This window comes from Paenibacillus sp. FSL H3-0321 (assembly GCF_038002865.1).
GTDB lineage: Bacteria > Bacillota > Bacilli > Paenibacillales > Paenibacillaceae > Paenibacillus_AQ.
Window position 1 is genome coordinate 39,600 of the sequence record NZ_JBBODH010000001.1, and the last position, 25,739, is coordinate 65,338.

A 25,739-nucleotide genomic window follows, 5' to 3' on the forward strand; every position below is an offset into this window, starting at 1 on the left:
TAATAAATTATTCATTCATTCACAAGCAAACTCGACTTAAGCACAGAAGATACTGGAGGGGCTTCAATGAAAAAAGTTACTGCATTTATCGGGAATCATCAGAAGCATTCGACTTACAAGGCAGTATGTGAATTTGAGCGTAATCTCAAAGCTTATGGTAATATTGAGTTCGAAATCGTATTTCTTAAAGATTATCAGCTTGAATATTGCCGGGGGTGTAAGGTGTGTTTTGAAAAAGGGGAGGAATATTGCCCTTTGCATGATGATCGTGACATTCTGATGGAAAAGATGATCCAATCAGACGGAGTTATTTTCGCTACCCCCAATTACGCATTTCATGTATCCGCACCAATGAAGAACCTGCTGGACCGGCTTGCTTTTACATTCCATAGACCGCGGTTTTTTGGGAAGACCTTTACGGCTATTGTTAATCAGGGAATCTTTGGAGGCAACGCTATCGTTAAGTATCTTAGCAGTATGGGGGGGAACTTCGGATTTCGAGTCTCCAAAGGCTGTGTCCTGACGACGCTTGAGCCCCGAAGTGAAGCTGCGCAGAATAAAATAACCCGGGAAATCAAAAAAGCATCTGCGAGATTTTACAAGGACCTTATGCGTGCAGCACCACCAGTTCCTTCTTTTTTCAGGCTGATGACGTTCCGTATGTCCCGTACCAGCATTCAGCTAATGCTCGACGATAAGTCTAAGGATTACCGGTATTACAAGGAAAACGGCTGGTTTGAATCGGGATACTATTACCCGGTTTCCTTAGGGCTTGTCAAAAAAATGGCTGGTCGTATTTTCGATGGAATGGGAAAAAGAATGGTTAAACGCTCATAGCAAGTTACAGTGACTAATTATCTATCGGAGGGCAATAGAGTGGAGGATAAGAAAACAGAGATTTTTAACAATGGTAAAGCTATCTTCAGTACGAAAGGTTTTAAACAAACCAATGTCTCCGACATTACAAAAGCGGCCGGGATTGCAGTAGGCACATTTTATAATTACTTCTCTTCTAAGGAGAAGCTGTTCCTGGAGATCTTCCTGGAAGAAAATGTGAAGCTGAAAAAGAGCATTATGAAATCCATCGACTTAAATGAGGAACCTCTGCCGCTGATCAAAAAATTAATAGCATTAAACATTAATGGAATGAATTCAAACCCAATCCTTAAAGAATGGTTTAATAAAGACGTTTTCTTCAAGATTGAGCAACAATACCGTGAAGAGAACGGAGTCGAACAGGTTGATTTCTTATATGACAGTTTTGCAGAACTGTTCAGAAGCTGGCAGGCTGAAGGGAAGATAAGAAATGACCTGGATGTTGAGCTGATCATGGCTTTTTTCACAGGAATTATCATTATTGACACTCATAAAGATGAAATCGGGATTCAGCATTTTCCGCAGATTATGGATTACATGGCGGAGTTTGTAATGAAGGGGCTGACTGATCATCCGCAGGCAAAACCCATGTAGATTGAAGTTAAGCAGCCGCAACAAGCTGCCGGGAGAACCGGCAGCTTGTTCACTGGATTACTTTGAGATATAGGTACCGCCGCCTTTAATGCAAACTGGCTCGTCATTAATGGATAGCCAAACGTCCACGGAGGAAAGATTGCGGATAATCTTGCGGTCGACACTAAACTTCAAGGAACGGACAGCTTGAATATAATCCATGATTTCGACATTTGTTGCATACCATACATCGGAGTGACCGCCGGCTTTCCGGCAAAAGGCTTCGATCAGTTCCCAATTGTTCTGGCGCTCGAACTCAAAGCTGTGCCCCCAAACATAGCAGAGCCTAAACTTCTGCGAAGGTCCTTCGGTAGTAAAGCGCTCCCAAATCCCTTCAAGCTCATCCTTGTGATGACAAGTGGGATGCCATTCCATAAAATCAAGAGGGACATCAAACTGCCTGGTGGAAACAACAGTACGGCTATATTCAATACCTGCTGCTTGTAGCGGAGGGATGATAGCTGCCGAATACGAACCATAGGGATAAGACATTCCCCGAATCGGATAGTCTACTAGCTGCTCCAGTCGTCTGCGGTCTTCCAATAGCTCCTCCACCACCATGGGTAATGGCAGTCGGTCCAAATGCGGGTGTGTTACAGAATGCGCCGATATTTCATGATTGCGGGCTATGGCCCGTACATCATCAGTCGTAAGAAATCCGGGAGCGTTTAGCATTGCGCTATTGAGATGAAAGGTTCCTCTGATCCCGTATTGATCAAATATTCCGGCCAGACGAATATCGTGTTTTTGCCCGTCATCATAGCTCATGGTGAGTGCTTTGGACATCCCGCCGGGAAATAAATTAAATTGCAGCTTCATCATTACCACACTCCATTAATGTTCATTTATGTAAACAAGCCTGTTAAGCTTTATTATAGTGTAACTCCCCGAAAAATTGGGAGGTTTTTTACACTTAAGGCGTCCCTTCAGCTGAGTTTCTGCAGATGGGACGCCTTTTTTACCATTATGGCTGTTTCAGAAAAGCACTAAATATCATCCGCGTCTCAGTAAAAGGTTAAATGTTGTTCACTCCGCTTTTTTTCTCCGTAAAAAAGTAAAGCAACGCCAGCAGCGGCAAGACCGTTCCGATCAAAGAGGTGAAGCTCCAGCCGCCATGAGCATAGGACCAGCCTCCCAAGGAGGATCCAATAGCCCCGCCCATAAAGAATATGGACATGAACAGACCGTTCAGCCGGCCCCTGGCCTCATTCCCGAGTGAATAAATTGCACGCTGTCCAAGCACGAGATTTCCCGACACTGCCATATCCAGGGTAATAGCGGCGAGTACAAGCAGGAGTAGAACTGCTCTGGAATGGCCTTGAAGCAGAAAAGCCAATAGAAAGGAAAGTGTAGCCAAAACCATCGCCAGTCCGGTTAAACGGCGGGTCCAGCCTTTGTCCGCCAGACGTCCGGCGATTGGAGCCGCTACGGCTCCTCCCACACCGGCTAAAGCAAACCATGCAATCCCTTGCTGGGACAATCCAAACTCATCTGCCAAATGTAAAGGGACCGCAGTCCAGAAAAGGCTGAAGGCTCCAAAAAGAGAAGCTTGATAAAAGGCGCGGCGCCGCAATACCGGCGTTTGCTTGAATAAAGTAACCAGCGACAGGGTTAACTCTCCATAGTTCATTGCCCGCGAGGGCATACGTTTCGGAAGAATCCGCGACAGCAAGACCGACAGTACAGCAATCAGAACCGCGGAGATTGCAAATACAGACCGCCATCCCCAGAAGCTTGCAGTAAAGCTGGCTAATGGACGGGAGAACATAATGCCGAGCAGAAGTCCGCTCATCACATTTCCCACCACACGTCCACGTTGTTCTTCAGAAGCCAGATAAGTAGCATAAGGGACCAGAATTTGAGCGACTACAGAACCTAATCCAATAAAAAAGGAAGCCGTCAGGAACAGTGCTGCGTGATGTACGAAAGTCGCCGCCACTAGAGCAATTACGACGACGATCAGCGAAACCACGGCAAGACGCCGGTTTTCGATAATATCACTAAGCGGTACAATGAACAGCAGACCCAGAACATAACCGATTTGAGTAATGGTAACTATTAATCCAGCTGCTGCTGAGGACAGTCCTGTTGCAGCACTGATCGGACCCACTAACGTTTGTGCGTAATAAAGATTGGCAACGATGATACCGCAAGAGGCCGCGAGTAGAAAGGTAATCCATCCCGGAATAGGCTGACCCTTCACTTCTTGTTCATTTTGCATTGTAATCCTCCTCATTTCATAAAAGTATGGTTTAAATAATATACTGAACGTTCAGTTCACTAATTCATAATCAAATAATATACTGAACGTATCGTTTTGTAAATAGGTAATTTTGATTTTCTTTTTGTGGGCAATTAAGTATAATGAACGTATAGTATTTATAAATGTGGGATTGTGATGTTATTTGCGAAGGGGACTGATAGTGTGAATACCAAACGAGGGCGTCCACGCAACATGGAGACTCAGAGTTCGATTTTGAAATCGTCCTATGAACTGCTTCTTGAGCATGGTTTTGCGGCAGTAACCGTAGAGAAAATTGCAGAGCGTGCCGGGGTTAGCAAAGCTACGATCTATAAGTGGTGGCCCAATAAAGCGGCAGTTGTAATGGATGGCTTCCTTTCAGCGACTACAGAAAGGCTGCCGTTGCCGGATACAGGTTCGGTGTACGAGGACATCCTTATCCACGCCACGAATCTGGCCCGTTTCCTGATTAGCCGGGAAGGCAAAATGATTACCGAGATTATCGGTGAAGGACAACTCGATGAGGGTCTGGCAGAGGCGTACCGGACACGGTATTTTCAGCCGCGCAGGCTGGAGGCCAGACAACTATTGGAGCAAGGCGTCAAGCGGGGGGAGTTAAATGCAGAACTCGATATCGGGATATGTACGGATCTCATTTACGGTCCTATTTTCTACAGATTATTATTAACTGGTGAAACACTTGACGATGTCTATATTCAGAAACTTGTAAAGCTTGGTTTTCAGGGAGTTGCTCCCATTGCAACGTATAAATGAAGAATGACCGTGTCCAGGTGAATTATCTGGATACGGTCATTTTATTGATCTAAAATATTTTGAAAAGCAGATATATTACAGCGATGATTCCGGCGATGATCAGCCAGCTGGATATTTCATCCCACAGACTGGGAACGCCCCGGGAGTGAAGCTTCTGTTCGTTTACATCAAAGTTGGCTTTATGGCCTACATGGTCCGTTGTACGGGGCGGAGGAGAGTTATTGCCATCAAACATATAAATCAGCTCCTTGCTTCATTATTAGTTAATTATAACCTTTTGAGAACATTAAAGGAAGGTTGATCTGTGGTATAACATGTGAGCGCGGTAAAAATAAATCAATCGTTTTCCCGTTGAAAGGCGTCTTACTTACATGAACTCTTTCAGAGGGCCTCTTCTACATGCCAACACTATAGAAAGAGAGGGGGAGTGGCGATGGTAGAAAATACGATGAATGAGGTCAGAATGGTGGATGTTGCCGAGATGGATGAAGAAGCTTTTTTTCAGCGGCTGTATGTGGAGCACCGCAAGTTGTACTCGATCGCGTTCAGCTACCTGAGAAGTGAAGCTGACGCGCTGGAAGTGGTGCAGGAAGCGTCTTGCCGGGCATGGATCAAGCGCAAAAAGCTCAAAGACGAGCAAGCCTTTACACCCTGGGTGATACGAATTACCATCAACTGCTGCATGGATGAACTCCGGCGCAAAAAACGTGTGTTTCCGGCGGAGACACTGATAGAAGAAGCGGCGCAGGAAATGAAAAGCAATGAACGGATTGACCTGGAACGGGCGATGGACCGGTTGAAGCCGAAATACCGGCATGCGGTGATTCTAAAATACTACCAGGACATGACAACTGCCCAAATTGCCAATGTGCTGCAAAAACCGGAGGGTACGGTTAAAACCTGGCTTCGCGAGGGACTTAAGCAGCTGCGGGATTATCTGTAGAGATACGGGAGGTGAAAGAACATGCTTGACAAAGAAGAACGCGTTCTGCGCCAGAATGTGGATGAAGTAAAGCATAATGCTGAATCCCTTGAGGAAATGAAACTCTATAATGCAATGCGAGGTGGAATCATGCAGGGGAAAAAACGAGAAAAGCGGCGCAGCTATTTCTACGGAATGGGTGTAGTAATCGCAGCCGCTGCAGCAGCACTGTTTCTTTTTAATATCAATGATGCTCCAGGAACGGAAGTTGCCGAACAATCGCCGCAGAGCTACACAGCTACCACTAAACCATGGACCGATTCCGCAAAATTTAGCGGAGCCTCCATGAAAGATAGGTCTTTTCAAAGCATACTAGACCGGAATCTTATAAAGCCAGTCTACCAAAGCGTGGAGAAAAACGGCCTGCGGGTCGAAGTGATGGGCGCCGTTGCGGACACACGGAAGTTGTTTATTTTGTATAGTGTACACAACAATACGGACCAAACGGTATCTCATGCTGATTTCTCATTGGATTTTGGAGCTTTTGAAGCAGCGTCTATCGGAGCGAGTTTAGAGATAACTGCTCATAGTAGTCAAATCAACGCGGGCCAAACCTCCTATTTCATCTATACGAATAACCTGTCACCCACGGTTGACTATCCCAAGGAAGTGACATGGAATGTGATGCTGTACCAAACTTCAGGCAAGGGACTCCAGACTAACCTGTCAATTCCTTTCAAGCTTGATCCGGACATGTTCAAGGAACAGACACGAACGCTACATCCCGAAAGCAATCTGATCGTTGATGGTCAGACCATTAAAGTGAATCAGGTGCTCTATACTCCGCTGAACACCTATGTGGATTTGGAATTTGATAAGAATAATGATAAACAAGTCTTCAGCCTGATTGAGCCTGTGCTGATTGTTAAAAGCGCAGGAAAGACGGTGAAATCCTACTACCCCGGCATCATCACAGCCGATAATTCCGAGGTCTATTCGGACCGCTCCCAGTCCACGCTTTACTTCAAGAACACCCAGGACGGCCAGCCGGACGCTGCCACATTGAAGACCTTCGGAATTGCTGCTCTTGATAAAGATCAAATGAAAATTAAAGTCGATCTAAGCAAAAAGCAGATGATCGAAGCTCCGGGCACAGACCTTTCTATTATTAAGTCTGAAGAGGGGGCGGAAGCTGGAAAGATCCTGTTCCAGCAAACGTTTCAGAAAGCCCCATTGAACAGTATCATTAGTATGCGGCTGTCGGATACCTTTACCGATGCCAATGGTCAATCCCACAAAACGGCGGGTGTGAACGGCCAAATCAGTAGAATTTCTTCGAACAAGGAGAGTACGGCCGTAGATAAATACCTCTATAATTTTGGAAAGGAAGCCGTTGAATACCCGCAACCGCTAACCTTAACTATTGAGCGGTATTGGAACCCGATTATGGACACGCAAACTGTAGAGTTCTCATCGCAAAAATAGGTACTGTCTCCTGTAATGAGATTTTTATTTAAACGGAATTTAACCTTTCACCAACCCGATTTTTAAACTACGTCTTTTACAATAGACCAGTAGGGGAGAGGCGATTATCCGATTACGTTCAAAGACTTGTTACAGGGAGCAGTGAAACCGATGGAAGAGAAAAAGAAAAAGAAGATTAAATTTTGGAGAATTGTTAGAAGTATTATACTGCTATTATTAGTAGTCTTGATTCTCGGTGTGGTTGCGAATATGCTGGTGACTAAGTACGAACAAAAGAGATACCCTGCATGGGGCCAACTCGTGGAAGTCTCCGGCAAGAAAATGCATGTGTACACCAAAGGCGAGACGGGAAACACCATTGTTCTATTAAGCGGCCTGGGGACAGCAGCGCCTGTCTTGGATTTCGAACCTTTGATGAATGAGTTGGCTCAAAACAATAGAGTCGTCGTCGTGGAGCCTTTCGGATCTGGCTGGAGTGAGCGGACTTCAAAACAACGAACTGTGGAAAATATCGTTGAAGAATGGCGGACCGCTTTGCAAAAGGCAAATGTAAAAGGCCCTTATATCCTAATGCCCCACTCTATATCCGGAATTTATAGCATGTATTATGCCAATAAATATCCGTCTGAGGTAAAAGCAGTAATAGGCATTGATCCAACCTTGCCGCAGGCGGTTGAGTATTTCAAAGAGTCTGCGCCCGCGATGCCTAAATATTTGAGCATGGCGGCACCAACCGGACTTGTAAGATTGGCAACCTACGTAAGCCCTAAGAATGTTCTACCGATATCTGCTGATGGAACTTATTCTGATGAGAATTTAAAGCTGACCAAGATCCTCACTGCATGGAATGCCTATAATAAGAATGTAGTAAATGAAGCAAGCGAAATTAACAACAATATCAAAAAAACAAAGAACCTGTCATTCCCTTCAAACGTACCTGTAATGATTTTTACTACAAAACCGGACAAAGTGAATGAAGAAGGCAAATCTAACATTACCTTTTACGAAAACCAGCTTAAGAATGTAGCTTCTAACAAGCTCGTCGTATTGGAAGGGCATCATTATCTGCATTGGACCCATTCCAAGAAGATTTCAGAGGAAGTTAATGAATTCCTCACTGCATATCCAGGGAACTAATAGTACACAAATGAGCCGCTTCAACAAATAAGTCAAGCACCTCTTACGAGAGGGGCTTGGCTTTTGCAATTCCTGCCTTGAATTATTTCTTGTGATAAAGTTGCTCTCGACTAAAACAGCAATATAAGCGAATATAAATAAAGCAATACTATAACCTAGAAACAACTATGGGGGTACATATATGAGAAAGCCAATTATTGCCGTGGATATGGATGATACGATCTGTCATCTGGTCAAGCGGGCAATTTATCATAACAACAATGATTTTCCTACGCATCTGCTGCGGTATGAAGATATGCTTGATTGGGATACCGATCATCTGCGTCATCCGGATTGCACTCAGGAAATCTTCTACGGGCGGCCCGGTCTGTTTGAGGAGCTTGAACTGTTCGACGAGCATGTTGTCGGGGAAATGGAGAAGCTGCATAACGCTTATGATGTAATTATCGTTACGGCTGCACAGCCGAAGACAGTCGTCGAGAAGTGGAACTGGCTTCAGAAGCATATGCCCTTTATTCCAATCGAGAACTTCTTTCCTTGCAAGCGGAAGACGCTGATTAACTACGATCTGCTCATTGATGACGGGGTACATAATTTGGTGCCAGCATTGCAGGAGGGAAGGAAAGTACTCTGCATTCCACATCCTTGGAACCTGAAGGCCCGGGAGCAATATGCGTTTCCGCTGCTTACCACCTGGAAAGGTGCCAAAGAGCAGGTTGATCTAATCCTCGGGGGTTAGCCCGTTTCATCTTAATACAATCTTAATACCACAGCCAAAGTTGTAACACTATGCAGATTTTGCTCATGATATACTAGCGCTAAAAGCGAAGATATTGTAAAAGGGGTAGCCAAATGGCAACAAACCGCACCGGCTCAGCTTCCGTATTTGAGCAGATTCCAGACATACCGGAAGAGAAAAGACTTGGAAGACTGAAAATATTCTTCGGTTACGCGGCAGGTGTCGGCAAGACTTGTGCCATGCTGAGTGCCGCCCATGAGGAACAAAAAGCCGGAATTGATGTTGCTGCAGGCTATATTGAGTCTCATTACAGGCCGGAGACGCTGATTCTGCTCAAGGGTCTGGAACTGATGCCGCCACTGGAAGTCACCTATAACGGTATCCTTACAGAGGAGTTTGATCTGGACCGTGCGATCCGGAGAAGACCTGATCTTATCCTGTTAGATGATCTGGCTCATATCAATGCAGCTGGCAGCCGGCATAAAAAAAGATATCAGGACATAAGCGAGCTGCTTCGCGCAGGAATCCATGTCTATACCACCATTAATGTGCAGCATATTGAAAGCCTGCAGGATGTAGTCGCTTCAATAACCGGTATTTCTGTAGAGGAGCGTATTCCTGATAGTGTATTCGATAGTGCCGATCAGGTTGAACTGGTTGATATTGAACCCGATGATTTGATCGACCGCCTGAACAAGGGGAACATTTATCCGGATGAAGAAGCACAAAGGGCAAATGCCCATTTGTATATCAAAGAAAAACTGACTGCCTTGCGTGAGATTGCACTGCGGTACACGGCAAATCAATTGAACAGAATCGCTTCACACATCGGTACTCAGGTAAAAACCAACGAATATTATGCCAAAGACCATGTCCTGGTCTGCCTTTCTTCGGCGGCTACCAATAAAAAGGTGATCCGCACGGCGGCGAGAATGGCGGAGGCTTTTCACGGGGAATTCACCGCATTGTTCGTGGAGACACCGAAGACGCAAAAGCTAACCCAAAAAAACAAGGCGGAACTTAGAGCGAACTTTAGGCTTGCAGAGCAGCTTGGCGCACAAATTGCCACAGTCTACGGAGAAGATATCCCTGGACAGATTGCGGAGTATGCCAAAGCAAGCCGGGTTTCGAAGATCGTGGTGGGGCGCTCCCATAACAAAAAGAAGTGGTTTGCAAAAGCGAATTTGGCCGATAAGCTGACCGCATCTGCACCCAATATCGACATTTATATTATTCCGGACACCCAGCCTACGTTCTATAAAAGATTTCCGCAATATGTGAGCTATCCCGAGCTGTCACTGGCTGACACAGCCAAGACGACTGGAATTCTGGTTGTCTGCACCTTAATCGGACTGTGGTTTAATTATCTCGGTTTCAGGGAAGCAAATATTATCACGGTCTATATTCTGGGGGTGCTGCTCAATGCGATGGTTACCGGAGGCCGGCTGTACAGCGCTGTGTCTTCGGTTGTTAGTGTGCTTGTGTTTAATTACTTTTTTACCAAACCTTATTTTTCTTTACAGGCGTATGGTTCGGGTTATCCGGTTACCTTCCTGGTGATGCTGTCGGCTTCCTTTATCACAAGCACTCTGACAATGCGGGTAAAAGAGCAGGCCCGGCAATCCGCGCAAAAGGCTTATCGGACAGAGGTGCTTCTGGAGACAAGCCGTAAACTGCAGCAGGCGAAAGACACCACGGCAATCATTCATGAGACGGCACAGCAAATGGTGAAGCTGCTGGACAGAACGATTATCTTTTATCCGGTTCAGCAAGACAGCTTATCTGAGCCGCTCGTTTTTTTAAAGGAAGAGTCGGCTGTGGATCCTCAAGAGTTTTCGGGCGGAAATGAACAAGCTGTTGCGGACTGGGTCTATAAGAATAACAAACGGGCCGGGGCTACCACAGATACCTTCTCTGCCGCCAGTTGCTTGTATCATGCGGTGCGGGGAGGAGATTGCGTATTTGCAGTGGCAGCCATCGCCATGGATAAGGAAGACCCGCTGGAGGTTTTTGAGAAAAGTCTGATGATTGCCATGCTGGGAGAATGTGCGCTGGCGCTGGAAAAAGAAATGCTAAACGAAAAACAAAAAGAAATCTCGATCCAAATTCAGCAGGAACAGCTGCGGGCGAACCTGCTGCGGGGAATCTCCCATGATTTGCGTACCCCCCTGACCAGTATATCCGGCAATGCGGGAATCCTCATCGGAAACTCCAAGGTGCTGAGCGAGGAACAGAAGAAGGGGCTGTACACCGATATTTATGATGATTCCATGTGGCTTATTAATCTGGTGGAGAACCTGCTGTCCATTACCCGGATTGATAATGGGTCATTAAATCTGAATATGCAGGGAGAGCTTCTGGAGGAAGTTATTGCGGAAGCTTTGCTTCATATTCATCGAAGCAGCATAGATCATATGATCAGCACCGTACTTGATGAAGAGCTGCTTATGGCTAAAATGGATTCCCGGCTGATTATTCAGGTCCTGATCAATATTGTCGACAACGCAATTAAATATACCGGGACCGGGTCGCATATTACAGTCTCGGCGAGACGCGATAAAGAAATGGTCAGTGTAGAGATTTCCGATGACGGTCCCGGTATCCCGGAAGAAGCGAAGGCCAAGCTGTTTGACATGTTCTATACGGCGGATAATATCCGCGGAGATGGCCGCCGCGGGTTGGGACTCGGGCTTTCATTGTGTAAATCTATTGTCACTGCTCATGGAGGCACAATAAGTGTGAAAGATAATGTTCCGCAAGGTACAGTATTCCGCTTTACCCTGCAGGCCGTGGAGGTGGTTGTTCATGAATAAGCCTTTAATTCTTGTCGTCGAGGATGACAAGCCCATCCGCAAATTGATTACTACAACACTGGAGACGCAGGGCTATAAGTACCATACAGCTGAAACAGGCCAGGCCTCGATTCTGGAGGCGGTCTCCAAGCAGCCGGATATTATGATACTGGACCTCGGACTTCCTGATATGGATGGCGTAGATATTATAAAGAAGGTTCGGGCATGGTCGAATATCCCGATTATTGTAGTCAGCGCCCGCAGTGAAGACCGGGACAAAATCGACGCGCTGGATGCAGGCGCAGACGATTATCTGACCAAACCCTTCAGCGTGGAGGAACTGCTGGCGAGGCTCCGGGTCAGCCTGCGGCGCATCCGGTACGATAGTGACAAGCTGCTGAAGGATGCATCTATTTTTACTAACGGAAGTCTCAGAATCGATTATTCGGCAGGCATTGTATTGTTGGACGAAGAAGAAATCCACCTCACTCCCATTGAATACAAGCTAATCTGCCTACTGGCCAAAAATGTGGGAAAAGTATTGACCCATAATTACATCCTGCATGAAGTCTGGGGCAGTCATACCTATGACATCCCTGCCTTGCGCGTATTTATGGCGACTCTGAGAAAGAAAATAGAGAAGCTGCCTTCTCAGCCAAAGTACATTCAAACCCATATCGGAGTTGGTTACCGTATGCTGCAGGTTGGCGACGATACAAAGTGACCTGAGTTAACGCTTAGAATTCATGAAAATGTCAGCGTAGACCTGGAAGAATTTAACGAGAAATTTCAAAGCACCCATTCTACTAGGGCGTGTCTTCAAACCGCTTCACCCGCAAGGTGTGTGTGCTTCCGGAAAGTCTATTCCTGGCTCTGAGCATGAACGGACCGAGTTGCACTTGATATGAACGAAACTGTCAAACGCCGCTGTAGCAACATCATTTTTGGCGCACTTAAACAAACCTATCAATTGACGTCATTAAAGAGGGGGTCCCTTTTTCCCAAAGGGTTGACCCTGAGTGTGACATCTTTCTAAAAGATTAGGGAGAGAGCATGTCCTTAGCTTGGAGGCAAAAATCATTCGCTGGTCGGCATCCTGATATTCGTGGGTTTACACATGGTATTTATTCATCTGAAGAGCCTGCCGCTAACTATTTCCGTCCATCGTTCGCAAGCAAACGGGCACAAAGTGCATCCGCGGCGTTTCTCTTCACCTTGCTCGATTTTGCCTCCAAGGTAAGTCATGCTCCGGCTTCCCGGCATTCATCTCCTTTCTTTTGAGGGAGTCGCTTTTTTCAGTGACATACAACGTCACTTTATAGTAAACGGACGGAAAGTGTTTACCCTGCGAGCCGAGAATCCGGGTTTGAGTTCCTGTCATCTATCTCCAAAGCTCGGGCAATCGCCCATACAAAACCGGCAAGCTCCCGGGCAATGGCGGCTATGATCTTAGAATGGTGTTTCCCTTTTCCCAGCATGGTCATATATTTGCGATGCAGCCGATTTTGTGCCTCCCAGGCTATCCGCTGTACCTCCGGGGGCAGTCCGCTGATCCGCTCACGCAGTTTGCGGCGCACGCCCGGCGAATGCCGGTAATGGTGGGCAGCTTCAACCAGCACCCGTCGCAAATGCGCATTGCCCGCCTTGGTCAGCTTTCCTTGACTGCGGCTCACGCCGCTGGAGTGCTCACTGGGCACCAGGCCACAGTAGCTCATGAACGAGGGGGCGTTGGCAAACCGCGTCACGCTGACCATCTCCGACACCAGTGTTGTCGCGGTAAGTGTAGCCACCCCTCGCAGCGCCTCAAGTGCTTCAATAAGCGGCGCCTGCGCATGGGTATGGGAGAGAAGCTCGATCTCTTTTTCGTAACGCCGGAGTCGTTCAGCCGTTTCCCGAATGCTCTCCCGGTACTCCTGAAAGACCATACGGTGGCAGGAACTCTCGAAGCGGAGGGTGTCCAACCACTCTTCGTAGGCGAATGTCCATGCCTTGACCTTGCTTGGGGGAGCGAGCTGTAGACGCAGCAGGAATTTACCCATCCGCTGCTTGTGGCGGTTCATATCTTCTTTAGCGTCCTCCCGGGCTCGAACGAGATCCCGAAGAGCTTCCTCCTCCGGGGATGGAATATAGACACCGGTCAGTTCGCCGGCACGAAACAGCTGAGCTAAACGCAGCGCATCCCGCTTGTCGGTCTTGATTCGGTCGCCGGCCCGCTGAGGGATGAGGGAGGGAGCGACAACCGTACAAGAAATACCGGATTCGAGCAGCCAGCGGTGAAGCATATACCCGGTGGGCCCGGCTTCGTAGCAGACTTCCAGTTCCACTCTGGATTCCCCGGAACCTTGCAGCTGCTGCAGAAGCTTTAGAATGCGTTCCTTGGTATGTTCGATAATCCCCCAAAAGCGGGGTTCACCTCGGCCCTCATCTGCGATGGCTACAGCAACTTTGGCTTTGGATACGTCTAATCCAATATACTTTTTGACGATACTCATTAGTAAACCGACTCCTTTTTGTTTGTTAGCTCTGATTTGGAATCTTTGAGCCATTCACTCTTAGGATTTCCATTTCAACCTACGAGATAAACAAATTGCGATGTCGGTTTCGTTCATGATAACTATTTGGGGTTTTTAACCTGTTACAGGAGGACAACGGACTCCAGCGCAGTTATTTCTCCCTGATAGCCGTTTTTAGATAGAATGCAGAGCTGATAAGGTCGCCTGGGTCCGCATAAGAGAATAAACAGGGGTTTTACTCTCCATAGCGCCTCCTGAGTCCGTTACGAGTAAATGAACCCGCTGCGGGCTTTTAGGGTCCCTACTTTCAATAATAATAATTTATAAAGAAGGTTGAATGGTGAAAAATAAAAAAGTGTTTACAGTTTTAGCTACAGCATTTTTGTTAACTTCCATCTCTATTTCTGTATCGGCGGCAAGTTCTACACCAAATGCTTCGGATGCACCTGCCAGAATTGCTCAGGTTGTTCCAAGTAGCAATTTCGTAGATAATTTAAATACAACACAGATTGAGACAAATTCTACTGTTCAAGTTACTGATGTCCCTAATATCACTGTCCCTCTATCCACAGAGCCTGTGCAAGTTCTGACTGAGAAAAACGTTGCTGCAAGAGGAAGTAATGCTCCAACTAACTTTTGGAACTTGGCAAATAACTCTTATTCAGGCTCCTTCTCTTATGTAGAGGACTATGTATTTACGAATTATTATTTCCCTGTTAATGGTGAGAAAATAATATATATCAATGTTACTACTACCCCAGTGAATCATGGGGCAACTGGAAAATATAGAATTGTTGCTTATGAACTTACAACTGGAAATGTTGCTGCAACCTATAAGGGGACTGTTGGCATAACTGCAAATGCGATATTCTATAATCTCAATCAAAATAAGACGTATTACTTTGGTATTTTGAATGATATGGATAGCCCAATAGATGGATCGCTTACAGTTTTTCACTAATAAAATGTTATATATCTGCCCAACGGCTTCGGCTGATGGGCATTTTTTTAATTCACTTTGTGAAAGTTTTTTATTGAAAATAATGATTCTTTTATTGACAGCCCTTTAATCACTATATTTACAAATTGAGAAGGCTCTTTCTGTGGAAGGTCAAAAGATTTGTATTCAAGTAAATGACTATAATTATGCAATATAGATTGAACTTGAGAATTACATGTAGGGAAAAGTGGCGGAGGGGGATTTTGGAACTGTAGGAGCGACAGCGTCCGCCTTTAGGTTTGGATTTCTACCGCGATTCGCGGTTAAATTCAGGAAATCCAAACCTAACAGCGGCCGGAAGTCCAAACATTCTCTGTAGTCACGACCAATCCCAAAATAGAAGAATTATAAGTTCAATCTATAGGTACAAAATGATTCAATAAAGAAAAGTGTAAAATCAATAGGAACACTAAGCAGCGTTATAAATAGTGGAGATACTTGGTCTCCACAGAGAAAAGGATCACAGAGCGGAATAATAAGCCGCCTGTGATCCTGCTATTAAATGTAAAATGAATTAGAATACCTCGTAATTATGGCCATAGTTATTATCCCAATACGTTTGCCCGCCAGTTGTATATTCAATCGAATATTTAACATTTGTAGCACCCGGAACATTGAAACTATAGCTCCATCTTTCAACACTATTGAAATTATTCACGGAGCCATTAAAAGTGGCGTAGCCCTCATGAGTTGTTGCCCAGTCGTCCGTTGTGTACAGTATCTTTACTGTTTTCGCCGGATTCAGGTTTTTCACATAGATATTGCCGCTAAATTCACCATTGCTCAGAGTGCTATTGGCGTTAAGCACATTTGGTGATCCCAAAATCACTGAACTTAGGGGAACTGTATGATTCACTTGATTGTAATAATTCGCTCCCCCGTTGTTATCCCAATAGGTCTGGTTATTCACTTCGTATTTGATTGCGAATTTTATGAAGTCCAGATTTTTCAACTCCAAATGATCTGTTGAAGAATCAGTTCTGGAAATGCCAAAATGCCATTTCTCACGGTTTACATCCGCCGTCCCAACATAAGATGCACTCGTATCATACCAATTTGTGTTATCTGTCGTGTAGTGGACAGTCACATTCTTCACGGGTCCCAGATTAGCAACTTCAATATTGCCGCTGAATCCGACATATCCAGGTTTATAAATAACGCCGACATCCGAGTCAATAAGCTTGACCTCATTACCGCTGGCAAATGCCGATCCGGCAAAGGATACACCAAAAATCAGAGTAAACATCATCAATCCAGCAAAAAGTTTTTTCATTGCTTTCACAGTTCTCGCTCCTCTAATTTAAAATTTTTACACCTGAGTCTGAGCCGACAAGGAAGACATACATTTATACGCGTTATTGTTCTTTCATCCCTCCCTCAACACTCTGAAACGAAATTGCAATTTACGGAAAGGAAATCATTTCCTGTTAATACAATAATCTTAATTAGGCTTGATGTAAATAGTAAATTAGTAACATATTTAATATATTAAGTAAGGGTACTTTCGCATCTGGAAGAATGTACAGACTAACTGGATACTGTAGTACGGAATTAACCGTCTTGCGTGAAGGCGGTTTTTTTTGGTTTCAGAAAAGGAAGGACTCGCCGTCTATACGATCAACTTAATGCAATCTTTATCCGCTCATACAAACCCTGACCCTGAATTAATGCCGTGAGTGCTATTCTAAACCGGTAGCTAAATATGACATTCAGGAAAGGATCTTTATGATGGATGAATTTTTAAAAAATGCCGGGTTGATCGCAATCGTGATCGTGGTGCTTTATACCATTAAGAAGATTTACGACTACATTGATTTAAAGAGGGCAGGAGACTATGAAGATGATGAATTCTGACAATCTTAATGCAATCTTTATTCTCTCATGCAAACCCTAACCCTGAACTAATGGCATAGATGTTACGCTGAATCAGTAGTTAAAAGCAGATATGAGAGAATGTTGGAGAGGAGTGCGAAGGGTATGATGGACATGTATATGGTGGTGGCACTCGCTGTGTTTTTCGGTATGTTCTATGCGTTTGCACAGTGGTGTGGGCACGTCATCGACGATAAAGGGGGGAAAGAGCAATGACAGTGGTCCTGATCGCAACGCTGCTGTTGTTTCTCTATTTGGTCTACGCCCTGATTCATCCGGAGAAATTTTAGGCAGTGCGGTAAAAAACAGCAAGACATATAGAGCATTGAGCTGAAGCTCATTATAAGAAGGAGGGGCATTCGTGGGTATTATACAAATCGTCGTAGTCATTGCCATACTGCTGCTGCTGGTTAAACCGGTAGGAACTTATTTATATCATGTGTTCTCAAATGAACCAAACCGGTTGGACCGGATCTTTGGGGGATTCGAGCGAGGCATATACAAGGTGAGCGGCCTGAAAAACCGTGAAGGGATGTCCTGGAAGACCTATGCACTCAGCTTTCTTTCTACCAACATTGTGCTGGTTGTGTTCGGTTATCTGGTTCTCCGCCTGCAGGGCGGACTGCCTGTAAATCCGAATGGAATTACTGAGCTGGAACAGACCCTTACGTTTAACACGGTAATCAGCTTCATGACCAACACTAATCTGCAGCATTACAGCGGGGAGACCGGTCTTTCCTATTTCTCGCAGATGACGGTTATCACCATGATGATGTTCACATCGGCAGCCAGCGGTTTTTCCGTTGCAGCAGCTTTTGTGAGAGGGATTACCGGTAAAAATTCACTGGGGAATTTCTTCGAAGACTTCGTCAAGGCGATTATTCGGGTGTTCCTGCCGCTTGCACTGCTTGTAACAATGGCTTTAGTAGCACTGCATGTTCCGCAGACATTAAAACCTACACTGGAGGTAACTACGCTGGAGGGTGCTGCTCAACAGATTGCGATCGGGCCGGTTGCCTCACTGGAATCCATCAAGCATCTGGGAACGAATGGCGGAGGATTCTTCGGGGCGAATTCCGCACATCCATTTGAGAATCCGTCACCGCTTACCAATGTCATTGAAATCCTGTCCATGTGGATGCTGCCCGCATCCTTGCCTTACATGTACGGACTGTTCGCTAAGAATAAACGGCAGGGCTGGGGCATCTTTGCGGCCATGATGACTTTGTTCGTATTGCTATTGTCGCTCAATTATGCTGCGGAGATCAAAGGAAATCCGGCAATGGCAGACCTGGGGATTGAGACTTCTCAAGGCAGCATGGAGGGAAAAGAAGTCCGCTTCGGTGTAGCGCAATCCGCCTTGTTTACGGCAGTAACAACCGCAGCGACGACAGGTAGCGTCAATAATATGCATGATACCCAAACCCCGCTGGGAAGTATTACGCCGCTTGCATTAATGATGCTGAATAACGTCTTCGGTGGCAAAGGCGTGGGCCTTATCAATATGCTGATGTACGCCGTGCTTGCGGTCTTCCTGTGCGGGCTGATGGTGGGGAGGACGCCGGAATTCCTCGGTCGAAAGATTGAAGCGAGGGAGATGAAGCTGATCGCGGTGGCGATACTGATTCATCCGCTGATCATTCTGGCACCGACAGCAGCCTCATTCCTGACGGATCTGGGGCAAGGGGCTATTAGCAATAGCGGGTACCACGGTCTGACGCAAGTGTTATATGAATACACTTCCTCTGCTGCCAACAACGGTTCAGGTTTCGAAGGACTTGCGGACAACAGCACATTCTGGAATGTGATGACTGGTATTGTAATGCTGCTAGGACGCTATATCTCAATCATTGCAATGCTCGCCGTTGCAGGTTCCCTGATCCGCAAGCAACCCGTACCCGAGACAATCGGCACATTCCGTACAGACAACGGTCTGTTCACCGGCATCTTGATCGGTACGGTGCTGATCATTGGTGCACTGACATTTCTGCCGGTCGTGGTCCTGGGGCCGATTGCTGAACATTTGACTCTACGGTAGGAAAGAGGGAGAAATAGAGATGAGTACTGTACAAAAAAAGAAGCTGCTGAGTGGGCCTATTATACGAAGTGCAGTCAAGGACAGCTTTATCAAGCTGAATCCGATGACACTAATGAAGAATCCGGTCATGTTTGTGGTTGAAATTGGAACAATTATTGTTCTGCTAATGATTCTCGCCCCTGGTTATTTCGACGCTGAGGAGGCTAGAGGCTTCAATATAGCGGTCTTCTTCATACTGCTGGTTACTGTATTGTTTGCCAATTTTGCGGAAGCTCTGGCGGAAGGCCGCGGGAAAGCACAGGCGGATACACTGAAGAAGACCAAGCAGGATATTTCCGCGAATAGACTGGTGGGAGGCGTCATTAAGATAGTTGCTTCCTCCGAACTGCGTAAAGGCGATGTCGTTGTTGTCAGTCAAGGAGAACTTATTCCCGGCGACGGCGAGGTCATTGAAGGGCTGGCATCCGTGGATGAATCGGCTATAACAGGTGAATCGGCTCCCGTTATTAAAGAAGCCGGCGGAGATTTTGGCTCCGTGACAGGCGGTACGAGAGTCGTAAGTGATCAGATCAAGGTACAGATTACAAGTGAACCCGGCGAGTCTTTCCTTGACCGGATGATCTCACTGGTGGAAGGAGCCAAACGGCAGAAAACACCGAATGAAATTGCGTTGAACACGCTATTGATCAGCTTGACGATTATCTTCCTGATCGTGGTAGTCACCCTGCAGCCTATCGCCGCTTATCTGGAGGTCAACCTGGAAATTCCGGTCTTGATTGCACTGCTGGTCTGTCTGATCCCCACTACCATTGGGGGATTACTGTCAGCAATCGGAATTGCGGGCATGGATCGGGTTACCCAGTTCAATGTACTCGCCATGTCCGGTAAAGCGGTCGAAGCTGCCGGAGATATCAACACGATGATTCTTGATAAGACCGGCACAATTACCTTTGGCAACCGTATGGCCAGTGAATTTGTACCTGTGGGCAATGAGACGGTAGAGGATCTGGCCGGGTGGGCCGCTGTCAGCTCGCTGAAAGATGAGACGCCGGAAGGGCGCTCCGTCATTGAGCTGGCCAAGAAACAAGGATACAGTTACGACAACAGCCTTATGGCTGGAGGCGAGTTTATAGAATTTCGCGCCGAAACGAGGATGAGCGGAATGGATCTTCAGGACGGCCGGATGGTTCGCAAAGGGGCTGTGGATTCCATTAAGCGCTTGGTGTCTTCTCAAGGAGGGCAGATTCCAGATCATTTGGATCAGCAAACGAATGCCATTGCCGGCAAAGGAGGAACACCGCTGGCTGTTGCAGTTGATAACCGGATATATGGACTCATCTATCTGAAAGACACGGTTAAGCCGGGGATGAAGGAACGATTTGATGAACTGCGCAAAATGGGAATCAAGACGATTATGTGCACAGGGGACAATCCGCTGACTGCCGCTACTATCGCCTTTGAGGCTGGAGTCGACGGATTCATTGCCGAAAGTACACCGGAGAATAAGATCGAGGTGATCCGCCGGGAGCAAAGTGAAGGCAAGCTGGTGGCAATGACTGGGGACGGTACGAATGATGCGCCTGCATTGGCACAGGCGGACGTGGGACTTGCGATGAACAGCGGAACCACAGCGGCGAAGGAAGCGGCCAATATGGTTGATCTGGACTCCGATCCGTCCAAGATCATTGAGGTTGTGGCGATCGGCAAGCAGCTGCTGATGACACGCGGAGCATTAACAACCTTCAGTATCGCGAATGATATCGCCAAGTATTTTGCGATTATTCCCGCCATGTTTACGCTGGCCATTCCAGAGATGGAAGTGCTGAACGTAATGGGACTAGGTTCTCCAAGCTCTGCGATTATCTCAGCACTGATCTTTAATGCAATTATCATTCCATTGCTTATCCCTTTGGCGATGAGAGGCGTATCGTATAAGCCGATGAGCTCCACCAAGCTGCTGAGCCGGAATATATTTATCTATGGGCTTGGCGGGATCCTGGTTCCCTTCCTCGGCATAAAGTTGATTGACCTGGTTGTAAGCATATGGATTTAAGATCACTGCACTTGGCTAGAAGAAAGGATGAATAAATTATGCAAATCGTCAATTCAGGCGCAATAGAGCAAAAGCCTGTTTCTAAAGGTTCATATATATTTAGTGTGATAAGACTTAGCCTAGTGTTTGTTGTATTATGCGGGATCATCTATCCGCTAGCTTCTACCGCGCTTGCCCAGGTTCTTATGCCTTCCCAGGCGAACGGGAGCCTGCTGAAGAATGGAGAAGGCCAGGTGATTGGCTCTGAGCTAATTGGCCAGAACTTTAAGAATCCGGCGTTATTCCAAGGCCGTGTGTCCAGTATTGAATACAAGGCTGAAGCCTCGGGATCGAACAACTATGGACCGTCCAATCCGGATTTGCTAGAACGCACCAGCAATACTATAGCTGAGTGGAAAGCGAATAACCCTGACGTTCCGGTTAGTGAGCTGCCTATAGATTTGGTCACGAACTCCGGTTCCGGCCTGGATCCGCATATATCTCCCGCTGCGGCTACGGTACAGATCCCCAGAATCAGCAATCTGACCGGTATTTCAGCAGATAAGCTAGAAGCATTGGTGGCAAAATATACTGAAGGCCGCGATCTTGGGGTGTTTGGTGAGGAACGTGTCAATGTGCTGAAGCTAAATCTCGCTTTAATGGAAACACCGGCGAATTAGAACCGGCTCACCCCTGCCTGCGCTTCCAGCGGACAGGGGTAGTTTCCGCTTAAGGATAGGAGGTTAACGAGTGGCACCATACAAACGCAAAACCCCGGAAGAAATTCTGTATTCCATTTACCGTTTGCACCGGGGCAGGCTGAAGATTATCATCGGCTCCGTCAGCGGATCAGGCAAAACCTATCATATGCTGGAGGAAGGCAAGTTATTGAAAAAGCAGGGCATTGATGTTGTAATCAGTGCCGTATCGACGATGAAGAGAGCGGAAACCATGCAGCAGCTTGCCGATCTGGAGCGTGTCCCCAGCATTCATTGGCTGAAAGACGGCAAGGAGCAGAAGGATCTTCCTTTGGAGACTTTGCTGGAGCGCAATCCCGAGGTACTGCTTGTAGATGGCTTGGCGCACCGCAACCGCAAAGAAGCCCGTTTTCAAACGCGGCTGGAAGATATCCGTTATTTGATGGACAACGGCATTAGCGTAATTACGACCATCAATGTGTATGAATTGGCTGGAGTGGGTGAGACCATCTTTCAAATGACGGGAATCCGCGCAGATGAAACCGTACCGCTGCATACCCTGGAGCTTGCGGATGAGGTCCGCTTGATCGATGTCTCACCTGAAACTATTCTGAAGCGGATCGAGGAAGGTGTTTTAGGCCATGAGACGCATCCTGCACTCTCCCGACCCGGCAATCTCGGCGTGCTTCGTGAGCTGTCTCTGCGTCTGGTGGCCGAAGGTGTCAATGATTCGCTAGAGAAACATCGCGAAGAACATGGACTCATTGGTCCTTCCGGCGCGATGGAGCGGATACTGGTATCCGCGCAGTACCATTGGAACGGGTCGCTTTATGTGAGAAGAGGCCAGCAAATCGCCAAGCGGTTGGGCGGTGATCTGATTGTGGTGACATTTGCTATTCCCAACCGGCCGCTGACGAAGAACCAGCAGACCTTTAAGCGTTCGATTGTAAAGCTGGTAGAGCGGGTGGGCGCCAGGTTTGAAGAGCTTCCTCTCACCCTTCAACGCCAGCTTCCTTCCGAACTGGTGCGTTATGCCATTCAAAACAATGTGACCCGGATCGTCATGGGCCACTCCCAAAAAAGCCGGTGGCAGGAGCGGTGGCAAGGCTCGATCGCTGACCGTGTACTGCGTCAGACCCGCAATATTGATGTGTTTCTGATGGCCGACCGGGCCGAGCAGGAAGGAGAACGGATTCTGCCGATCAAACGTAATCCGCAAGGGAAGAAGGAGCCTTTTCACCGGTTGACCAGTCAAGAGATGGAGAAGAAGATTGAAGTGATCCGCCGTGGAACCTTTAAGGTATATATCGGTGCGGCTCCCGGAGTCGGCAAAACCTACAAGATGCTTCAGGAGGGAAATATACTTCAAAGCAGAGGCATCGATGTTGTCATCGGGCTGCTGGAAACCCATGGCAGGAAGGAAACCCAGGAGCAGATAGGCGAATTAATGACGGTACCCCGGGCCAAAATTCTATATCAAAATACGCATTTGGAAGAAATGGACACGGACGCAATTATTGCCCGCCGCCCGGAGGTCGTCCTGGTGGATGAGCTGGCACATACCAATGTGCCCGGCAGTATAACCAGAAAGCGGTATGAAGATGTGATCCGTCTGCTCGAAAACGGCATTTCCGTCATTACAACTGTAAATGTGCAGCATCTGGAAAGCTTGAACGACGCGGTAGCCCAATTAACCGGCGTACGTGTCAGGGAGACTGTGCCGGATGCGATTCTCAAAATGGCCAGTGAGGTCGAACTGATCGATGTAACGCCACAAATGCTGCAGGAGCGGATGCGGGAAGGGAAGATATACGCCTCAGAGAAAGTGAACCAGGCGCTGGAATCGTTTTTCAAGATCGGCAATCTCATTGCACTGCGTGAACTGGCCCTCCGCGAAATTGCGGATGATGTAGATGAACGCCTGGAGGCCTGGGACCGGGACAATTCCTTGCGGGGCCCATGGAGCAGGAAAGAGGTGATCTTCGTCTGTGTGGATCTGGGACCGAGGGCAGAGCGGCTGATTCGCCGCGGATTCCGCATCGCGCATCGCTTGAAAGCCGAGTGGTATGTTCATTATGTGCACTGCAGTTCGAAAGAAACACCCGAGGAGCAGAAACGGCTGGAGACGCTGCGTCGCCTAACAGAACAGCTTGGAGGGAATTTAGAGGTGACTATGGCAGAAAGCCGTAAGAACCTGCACGAGCATTTATTAATCAGGATCAATGAAGTGAAGACGACACAGCTGATCATCGGGCAGGTGCGGAAGCCGCTCTGGCGGACGCTCATCAAAAAAAGCTTCGTCCACTATCTGCTCCGTCATGCCCGGCATATGGATATGCTGGTGGTGGCTGATCAATGAGAAGAGTGAGGAAGACAGAAGGAACCGATCCTGTGGATGGGTTCCTTTTACATTCTTCTTTTAAAGTCTTATAATGAGAGAATGAATATTCATTCCGCTCTAATCTATACCGGTTTGATCCGGAACCATTCCAGTCTAAGGTAAGGGTGATTACACTGGCTACTAACAAACGGGAAGATATCATGAAAGCGGCCTTGGTGCTGTTTGCCGAGAGAGGATATGACGGCACAACCGTTCCGATGATTGCTGAAAGTGCGAAGGTAGGGGCAGGTACGATATATCGCTATTTTGCCAATAAAGAATCGCTTGTTAACGGATTGTTTCAGCATTGCGTGCAAGTGTTCTCGGACACGTTAAAATATGAGGCCATTCATTCCACGCCGGATATTCGGGAACAGTTTCATTATATTTTTCAGCGTTTAGTGAAGTTTGCCGATAATAATGTAAATGCGCTGCTCTTTATCGAATCCCATAATAGCGCTTATTATCTGGATGACCGAAGCAAGCAGGTGTTTGATGAGCTGCTTGGAACGTTTCGCCAAGTTTTGGAGAATGGTAAAAAAGTTGGGGTCATCAAAGAGTTCAATACAGATGCGCTGATTGCCATTGTATATGGTTCGTTCGTGCTGCTGTTCAAACTGATTAAGTCTGGAGTGTTAACCGAAACCCCCGATCTGCTGGAAGGGGTCGAAGAAAGCTGTTGGAATGCCATTAGAATCCTATGATTCTAGTGTTTTAAGGAGACTGCCAAATGACAAAAGTAAAGATATTTACAGATAGTCTTTCAGATCTGCCGCCCACCGTGATTGAACAATATGAGATTGGCATAGCTCCTGTATATGTTGTTTTTAGTAATGAGCTGATATTTCGGCATACGGTCGATATAACTACTGAGGAGATCTACACCTACGTAAGAGAGAAGGGGACGATTCCCGGTATAGCCGCTCCAACATCTCATGACTTAAGTACTCTCTTTGCTCCTTGTATTGCTGCCGGAGACAATGTGTTATTCATCAGCATGGCCTCGGGGTTATCCCCAACCTACAAGAATGCAGTGGCAGCCGCCCAACAATTTCCGGAAGGAAGAGTCACTGTCATTGATTCCTCAAGCATTTCCTCAGGGACGGCAATGATGGTCCTGCGGGCAGTCGCAGCGGCGAGGAAGAGAAGGCATCCCGCAACTATAACCAAAGAGCTGCATCACTCCCGGACAAACCTGGAAGAAGAAATGCTGCTTGATAAGCTTAACTTTGTAAATCAGGGTGGAAATGTTTATGGTTTGCATAATCGGATAAAAAGTCCTTTGAATTTAAAAAGTCCGGCAACGGTCAGGTCGGGACGAATGCATTTCTCCATGAATGAGCCACAAGGCGGCGCTACAAAAGCACTGGATAAGATGCTGCACAATGCATTTGACAACAAAGACGAGATTGACCAGAAACTTGTGCTTATCTCACAGACGATGGCAGAGCAGCCAGCTGAATATTTAAGGGAAGCGTTGATTAAAAAAGTGGGATGCGACGAAGTGCTTGTGACTTCGAGCATCAGCGGCTTTCTCTCCCGCACCTCACCACGAAGTTTGGGTGTAAGCTACTACCGCAGAGCTGATCAGGACTGATATTTTACG

The 25,739-nt window shown here is 46.9% G+C and carries 23 protein-coding genes; 18 read left to right on the forward strand and 5 right to left on the reverse strand.

Translation table 11 applies throughout. The features are described 5' to 3' along the window. Nucleotides 1-66 precede the first annotated feature (66 nt). Both MHI45_RS00155 and MHI45_RS00160 read left to right on the forward strand, forming a co-directional pair. On the forward strand, nt 67-837 hold the full coding sequence (locus MHI45_RS00155) for a flavodoxin family protein (RefSeq protein WP_076109388.1): 771 nt from the start codon (nt 67-69) through the stop codon (nt 835-837). Between the two features lie 39 nt (nt 838-876). Beyond that, nucleotides 877-1,470, forward strand: a complete 594-nt coding sequence (locus tag MHI45_RS00160; protein WP_076109389.1) for a TetR/AcrR family transcriptional regulator — start codon at nt 877-879, stop codon at nt 1,468-1,470. Between the two features lie 57 nt (nt 1,471-1,527). Here the strand turns inward: MHI45_RS00160 and MHI45_RS00165 are convergent, their stop codons facing one another. Continuing rightward, nucleotides 1,528-2,331 carry a polysaccharide deacetylase family protein gene (locus MHI45_RS00165; protein ID WP_256718034.1) on the reverse strand — a complete coding sequence of 268 codons (804 nt, stop codon included), beginning with the start codon at nt 2,329-2,331 and terminating at the stop codon, nt 1,528-1,530. Nucleotides 2,332-2,524: 193 nt separating this feature from the next. Beyond that, nucleotides 2,525-3,730, reverse strand: coding sequence for an MFS transporter (locus MHI45_RS00170; RefSeq protein WP_076109390.1), 1,206 nt, complete (start codon nt 3,728-3,730; stop codon nt 2,525-2,527). 204 nt (nt 3,731-3,934) lie between these two features. Between MHI45_RS00170 and MHI45_RS00175 the strand changes: the two genes are divergently transcribed. Continuing rightward, nucleotides 3,935-4,525 (forward strand): TetR/AcrR family transcriptional regulator, encoded by a 591-nt coding sequence (locus MHI45_RS00175; RefSeq protein WP_038591692.1) that lies wholly within the window; start codon nt 3,935-3,937, stop codon nt 4,523-4,525. A 49-nt stretch (nt 4,526-4,574) separates the two neighbouring features. On the opposite strand, the gene MHI45_RS00180 is transcribed toward MHI45_RS00175, so the two are convergent. Next, nucleotides 4,575-4,760: a hypothetical protein gene (locus MHI45_RS00180; RefSeq protein ID WP_076109391.1), complete on the reverse strand. Its 186-nt coding sequence runs from the start codon at nt 4,758-4,760 to the stop codon at nt 4,575-4,577. A 198-nt stretch (nt 4,761-4,958) separates the two neighbouring features. Between MHI45_RS00180 and MHI45_RS00185 the strand changes: the two genes are divergently transcribed. From MHI45_RS00185 to MHI45_RS00210, 6 genes are all read left to right on the forward strand, one after another. Continuing rightward, on the forward strand, nt 4,959-5,468 hold the full coding sequence (locus tag MHI45_RS00185) for a sigma-70 family RNA polymerase sigma factor (protein WP_256718035.1): 510 nt from the start codon (nt 4,959-4,961) through the stop codon (nt 5,466-5,468). Nucleotides 5,469-5,489: 21 nt separating this feature from the next. Continuing rightward, on the forward strand, nt 5,490-6,932 hold the full coding sequence (locus MHI45_RS00190) for a hypothetical protein (protein ID WP_341118783.1): 1,443 nt from the start codon (nt 5,490-5,492) through the stop codon (nt 6,930-6,932). 150 nt (nt 6,933-7,082) lie between these two features. Then, entirely contained in the window at nt 7,083-8,069 is a 987-nt protein-coding gene (locus MHI45_RS00195) for an alpha/beta fold hydrolase (protein ID WP_341118784.1), read from the forward strand. A 181-nt stretch (nt 8,070-8,250) separates the two neighbouring features. Continuing rightward, on the forward strand, nt 8,251-8,808 hold the full coding sequence (locus MHI45_RS00200) for a 5' nucleotidase, NT5C type (protein WP_340898372.1): 558 nt from the start codon (nt 8,251-8,253) through the stop codon (nt 8,806-8,808). A gap of 113 nt (nt 8,809-8,921) precedes the next feature. Next, nucleotides 8,922-11,621, forward strand: a complete 2,700-nt coding sequence (locus MHI45_RS00205; RefSeq protein WP_341118786.1) for a sensor histidine kinase KdpD — start codon at nt 8,922-8,924, stop codon at nt 11,619-11,621. Continuing rightward, nucleotides 11,614-12,324, forward strand: a complete 711-nt coding sequence (locus MHI45_RS00210; protein ID WP_038591707.1) for a response regulator — start codon at nt 11,614-11,616, stop codon at nt 12,322-12,324. Before MHI45_RS00205 ends, MHI45_RS00210 begins: the two co-directional genes overlap by 8 nt. Before the next feature lie 616 nt (nt 12,325-12,940). On the opposite strand, the gene MHI45_RS00215 is transcribed toward MHI45_RS00210, so the two are convergent. Next, complete coding sequence (locus tag MHI45_RS00215; RefSeq protein ID WP_076109383.1) at nt 12,941-14,092, reverse strand: IS110 family transposase; 1,152 nt, start codon at nt 14,090-14,092, stop codon at nt 12,941-12,943. A 358-nt stretch (nt 14,093-14,450) separates the two neighbouring features. On the opposite strand from MHI45_RS00215, the gene MHI45_RS00220 reads away from it, so the two are divergent. After that, on the forward strand, nt 14,451-15,074 hold the full coding sequence (locus tag MHI45_RS00220) for a hypothetical protein (protein ID WP_076112017.1): 624 nt from the start codon (nt 14,451-14,453) through the stop codon (nt 15,072-15,074). 553 nt (nt 15,075-15,627) lie between these two features. Here the strand turns inward: MHI45_RS00220 and MHI45_RS00225 are convergent. Then, the gene (locus tag MHI45_RS00225) at nt 15,628-16,386 is read right to left on the reverse strand and encodes a carbohydrate-binding protein (RefSeq protein ID WP_256718168.1); all 759 of its coding nucleotides are present in this window, start codon (nt 16,384-16,386) and stop codon (nt 15,628-15,630) included. A 452-nt stretch (nt 16,387-16,838) separates the two neighbouring features. Between MHI45_RS00225 and MHI45_RS00230 the strand changes: the two genes are divergently transcribed. From MHI45_RS00230 to MHI45_RS00260, 8 genes are all read left to right on the forward strand, one after another. Next, nucleotides 16,839-16,967 (forward strand): hypothetical protein, encoded by a 129-nt coding sequence (locus tag MHI45_RS00230; protein ID WP_256718162.1) that lies wholly within the window; start codon nt 16,839-16,841, stop codon nt 16,965-16,967. A 230-nt stretch (nt 16,968-17,197) separates the two neighbouring features. After that, nucleotides 17,198-17,275: a K(+)-transporting ATPase subunit F gene (kdpF, locus tag MHI45_RS35055; protein ID WP_076112028.1), complete on the forward strand. Its 78-nt coding sequence runs from the start codon at nt 17,198-17,200 to the stop codon at nt 17,273-17,275. Nucleotides 17,276-17,346: 71 nt separating this feature from the next. Continuing rightward, nucleotides 17,347-19,023, forward strand: a complete 1,677-nt coding sequence (gene kdpA, locus MHI45_RS00235) for a potassium-transporting ATPase subunit KdpA (protein ID WP_076112014.1) — start codon at nt 17,347-17,349, stop codon at nt 19,021-19,023. Nucleotides 19,024-19,042: 19 nt separating this feature from the next. Continuing rightward, on the forward strand, nt 19,043-21,076 hold the full coding sequence (kdpB, locus tag MHI45_RS00240) for a potassium-transporting ATPase subunit KdpB (protein ID WP_076112012.1): 2,034 nt from the start codon (nt 19,043-19,045) through the stop codon (nt 21,074-21,076). A gap of 38 nt (nt 21,077-21,114) precedes the next feature. Beyond that, on the forward strand, nt 21,115-21,735 hold the full coding sequence (gene kdpC / locus MHI45_RS00245; protein ID WP_076112010.1) for a potassium-transporting ATPase subunit KdpC: 621 nt from the start codon (nt 21,115-21,117) through the stop codon (nt 21,733-21,735). A gap of 70 nt (nt 21,736-21,805) precedes the next feature. After that, a complete protein-coding gene (locus MHI45_RS00250; protein WP_076112008.1) occupies nt 21,806-24,112 on the forward strand; it encodes a universal stress protein in 2,307 nt (768 codons plus the stop codon). A gap of 182 nt (nt 24,113-24,294) precedes the next feature. Beyond that, the gene (locus tag MHI45_RS00255; protein WP_076112006.1) at nt 24,295-24,837 is read left to right on the forward strand and encodes a TetR/AcrR family transcriptional regulator; all 543 of its coding nucleotides are present in this window, start codon (nt 24,295-24,297) and stop codon (nt 24,835-24,837) included. Nucleotides 24,838-24,863: 26 nt separating this feature from the next. Beyond that, nucleotides 24,864-25,730, forward strand: coding sequence for a DegV family protein (locus MHI45_RS00260; RefSeq protein WP_076112004.1), 867 nt, complete (start codon nt 24,864-24,866; stop codon nt 25,728-25,730). The last annotated feature ends 9 nt before the right edge of the window (nt 25,731-25,739 follow it).

Excerpts from the sequence above, each read along its gene's own strand:
- MHI45_RS00155 (WP_076109388.1), top strand. The coding sequence starts at position 67 with ATGAAAAAAGTTACTGCATTTATCGGGAATCATCAGAAGCATTCGACT.
- MHI45_RS00165 (WP_256718034.1), bottom strand. The coding sequence starts at position 2,331 with ATGATGAAGCTGCAATTTAATTTATTTCCCGGCGGGATGTCCAAAGCA.
- MHI45_RS00170 (WP_076109390.1), bottom strand. The coding sequence starts at position 3,730 with ATGCAAAATGAACAAGAAGTGAAGGGTCAGCCTATTCCGGGATGGATT.
- MHI45_RS00180 (WP_076109391.1), bottom strand. The coding sequence starts at position 4,760 with ATGTTTGATGGCAATAACTCTCCTCCGCCCCGTACAACGGACCATGTA.
- MHI45_RS00185 (WP_256718035.1), top strand. The coding sequence starts at position 4,959 with ATGGTAGAAAATACGATGAATGAGGTCAGAATGGTGGATGTTGCCGAG.
- MHI45_RS00190 (WP_341118783.1), top strand. The coding sequence starts at position 5,490 with ATGCTTGACAAAGAAGAACGCGTTCTGCGCCAGAATGTGGATGAAGTA.
- MHI45_RS00195 (WP_341118784.1), top strand. The coding sequence starts at position 7,083 with ATGGAAGAGAAAAAGAAAAAGAAGATTAAATTTTGGAGAATTGTTAGA.
- MHI45_RS00200 (WP_340898372.1), top strand. The coding sequence starts at position 8,251 with ATGAGAAAGCCAATTATTGCCGTGGATATGGATGATACGATCTGTCAT.
- MHI45_RS00205 (WP_341118786.1), top strand. The coding sequence starts at position 8,922 with ATGGCAACAAACCGCACCGGCTCAGCTTCCGTATTTGAGCAGATTCCA.
- MHI45_RS00210 (WP_038591707.1), top strand. The coding sequence starts at position 11,614 with ATGAATAAGCCTTTAATTCTTGTCGTCGAGGATGACAAGCCCATCCGC.
- MHI45_RS00215 (WP_076109383.1), bottom strand. The coding sequence starts at position 14,092 with ATGAGTATCGTCAAAAAGTATATTGGATTAGACGTATCCAAAGCCAAA.
- MHI45_RS00220 (WP_076112017.1), top strand. The coding sequence starts at position 14,451 with ATGGTGAAAAATAAAAAAGTGTTTACAGTTTTAGCTACAGCATTTTTG.
- MHI45_RS00225 (WP_256718168.1), bottom strand. The coding sequence starts at position 16,386 with ATGAAAAAACTTTTTGCTGGATTGATGATGTTTACTCTGATTTTTGGT.
- MHI45_RS00230 (WP_256718162.1), top strand. The coding sequence starts at position 16,839 with ATGATGGATGAATTTTTAAAAAATGCCGGGTTGATCGCAATCGTGATC.
- kdpF (WP_076112028.1), top strand. The coding sequence starts at position 17,198 with ATGACAGTGGTCCTGATCGCAACGCTGCTGTTGTTTCTCTATTTGGTC.
- kdpB (WP_076112012.1), top strand. The coding sequence starts at position 19,043 with ATGAGTACTGTACAAAAAAAGAAGCTGCTGAGTGGGCCTATTATACGA.
- kdpC (WP_076112010.1), top strand. The coding sequence starts at position 21,115 with ATGCAAATCGTCAATTCAGGCGCAATAGAGCAAAAGCCTGTTTCTAAA.
- MHI45_RS00255 (WP_076112006.1), top strand. The coding sequence starts at position 24,295 with ATGAAAGCGGCCTTGGTGCTGTTTGCCGAGAGAGGATATGACGGCACA.
- MHI45_RS00260 (WP_076112004.1), top strand. The coding sequence starts at position 24,864 with ATGACAAAAGTAAAGATATTTACAGATAGTCTTTCAGATCTGCCGCCC.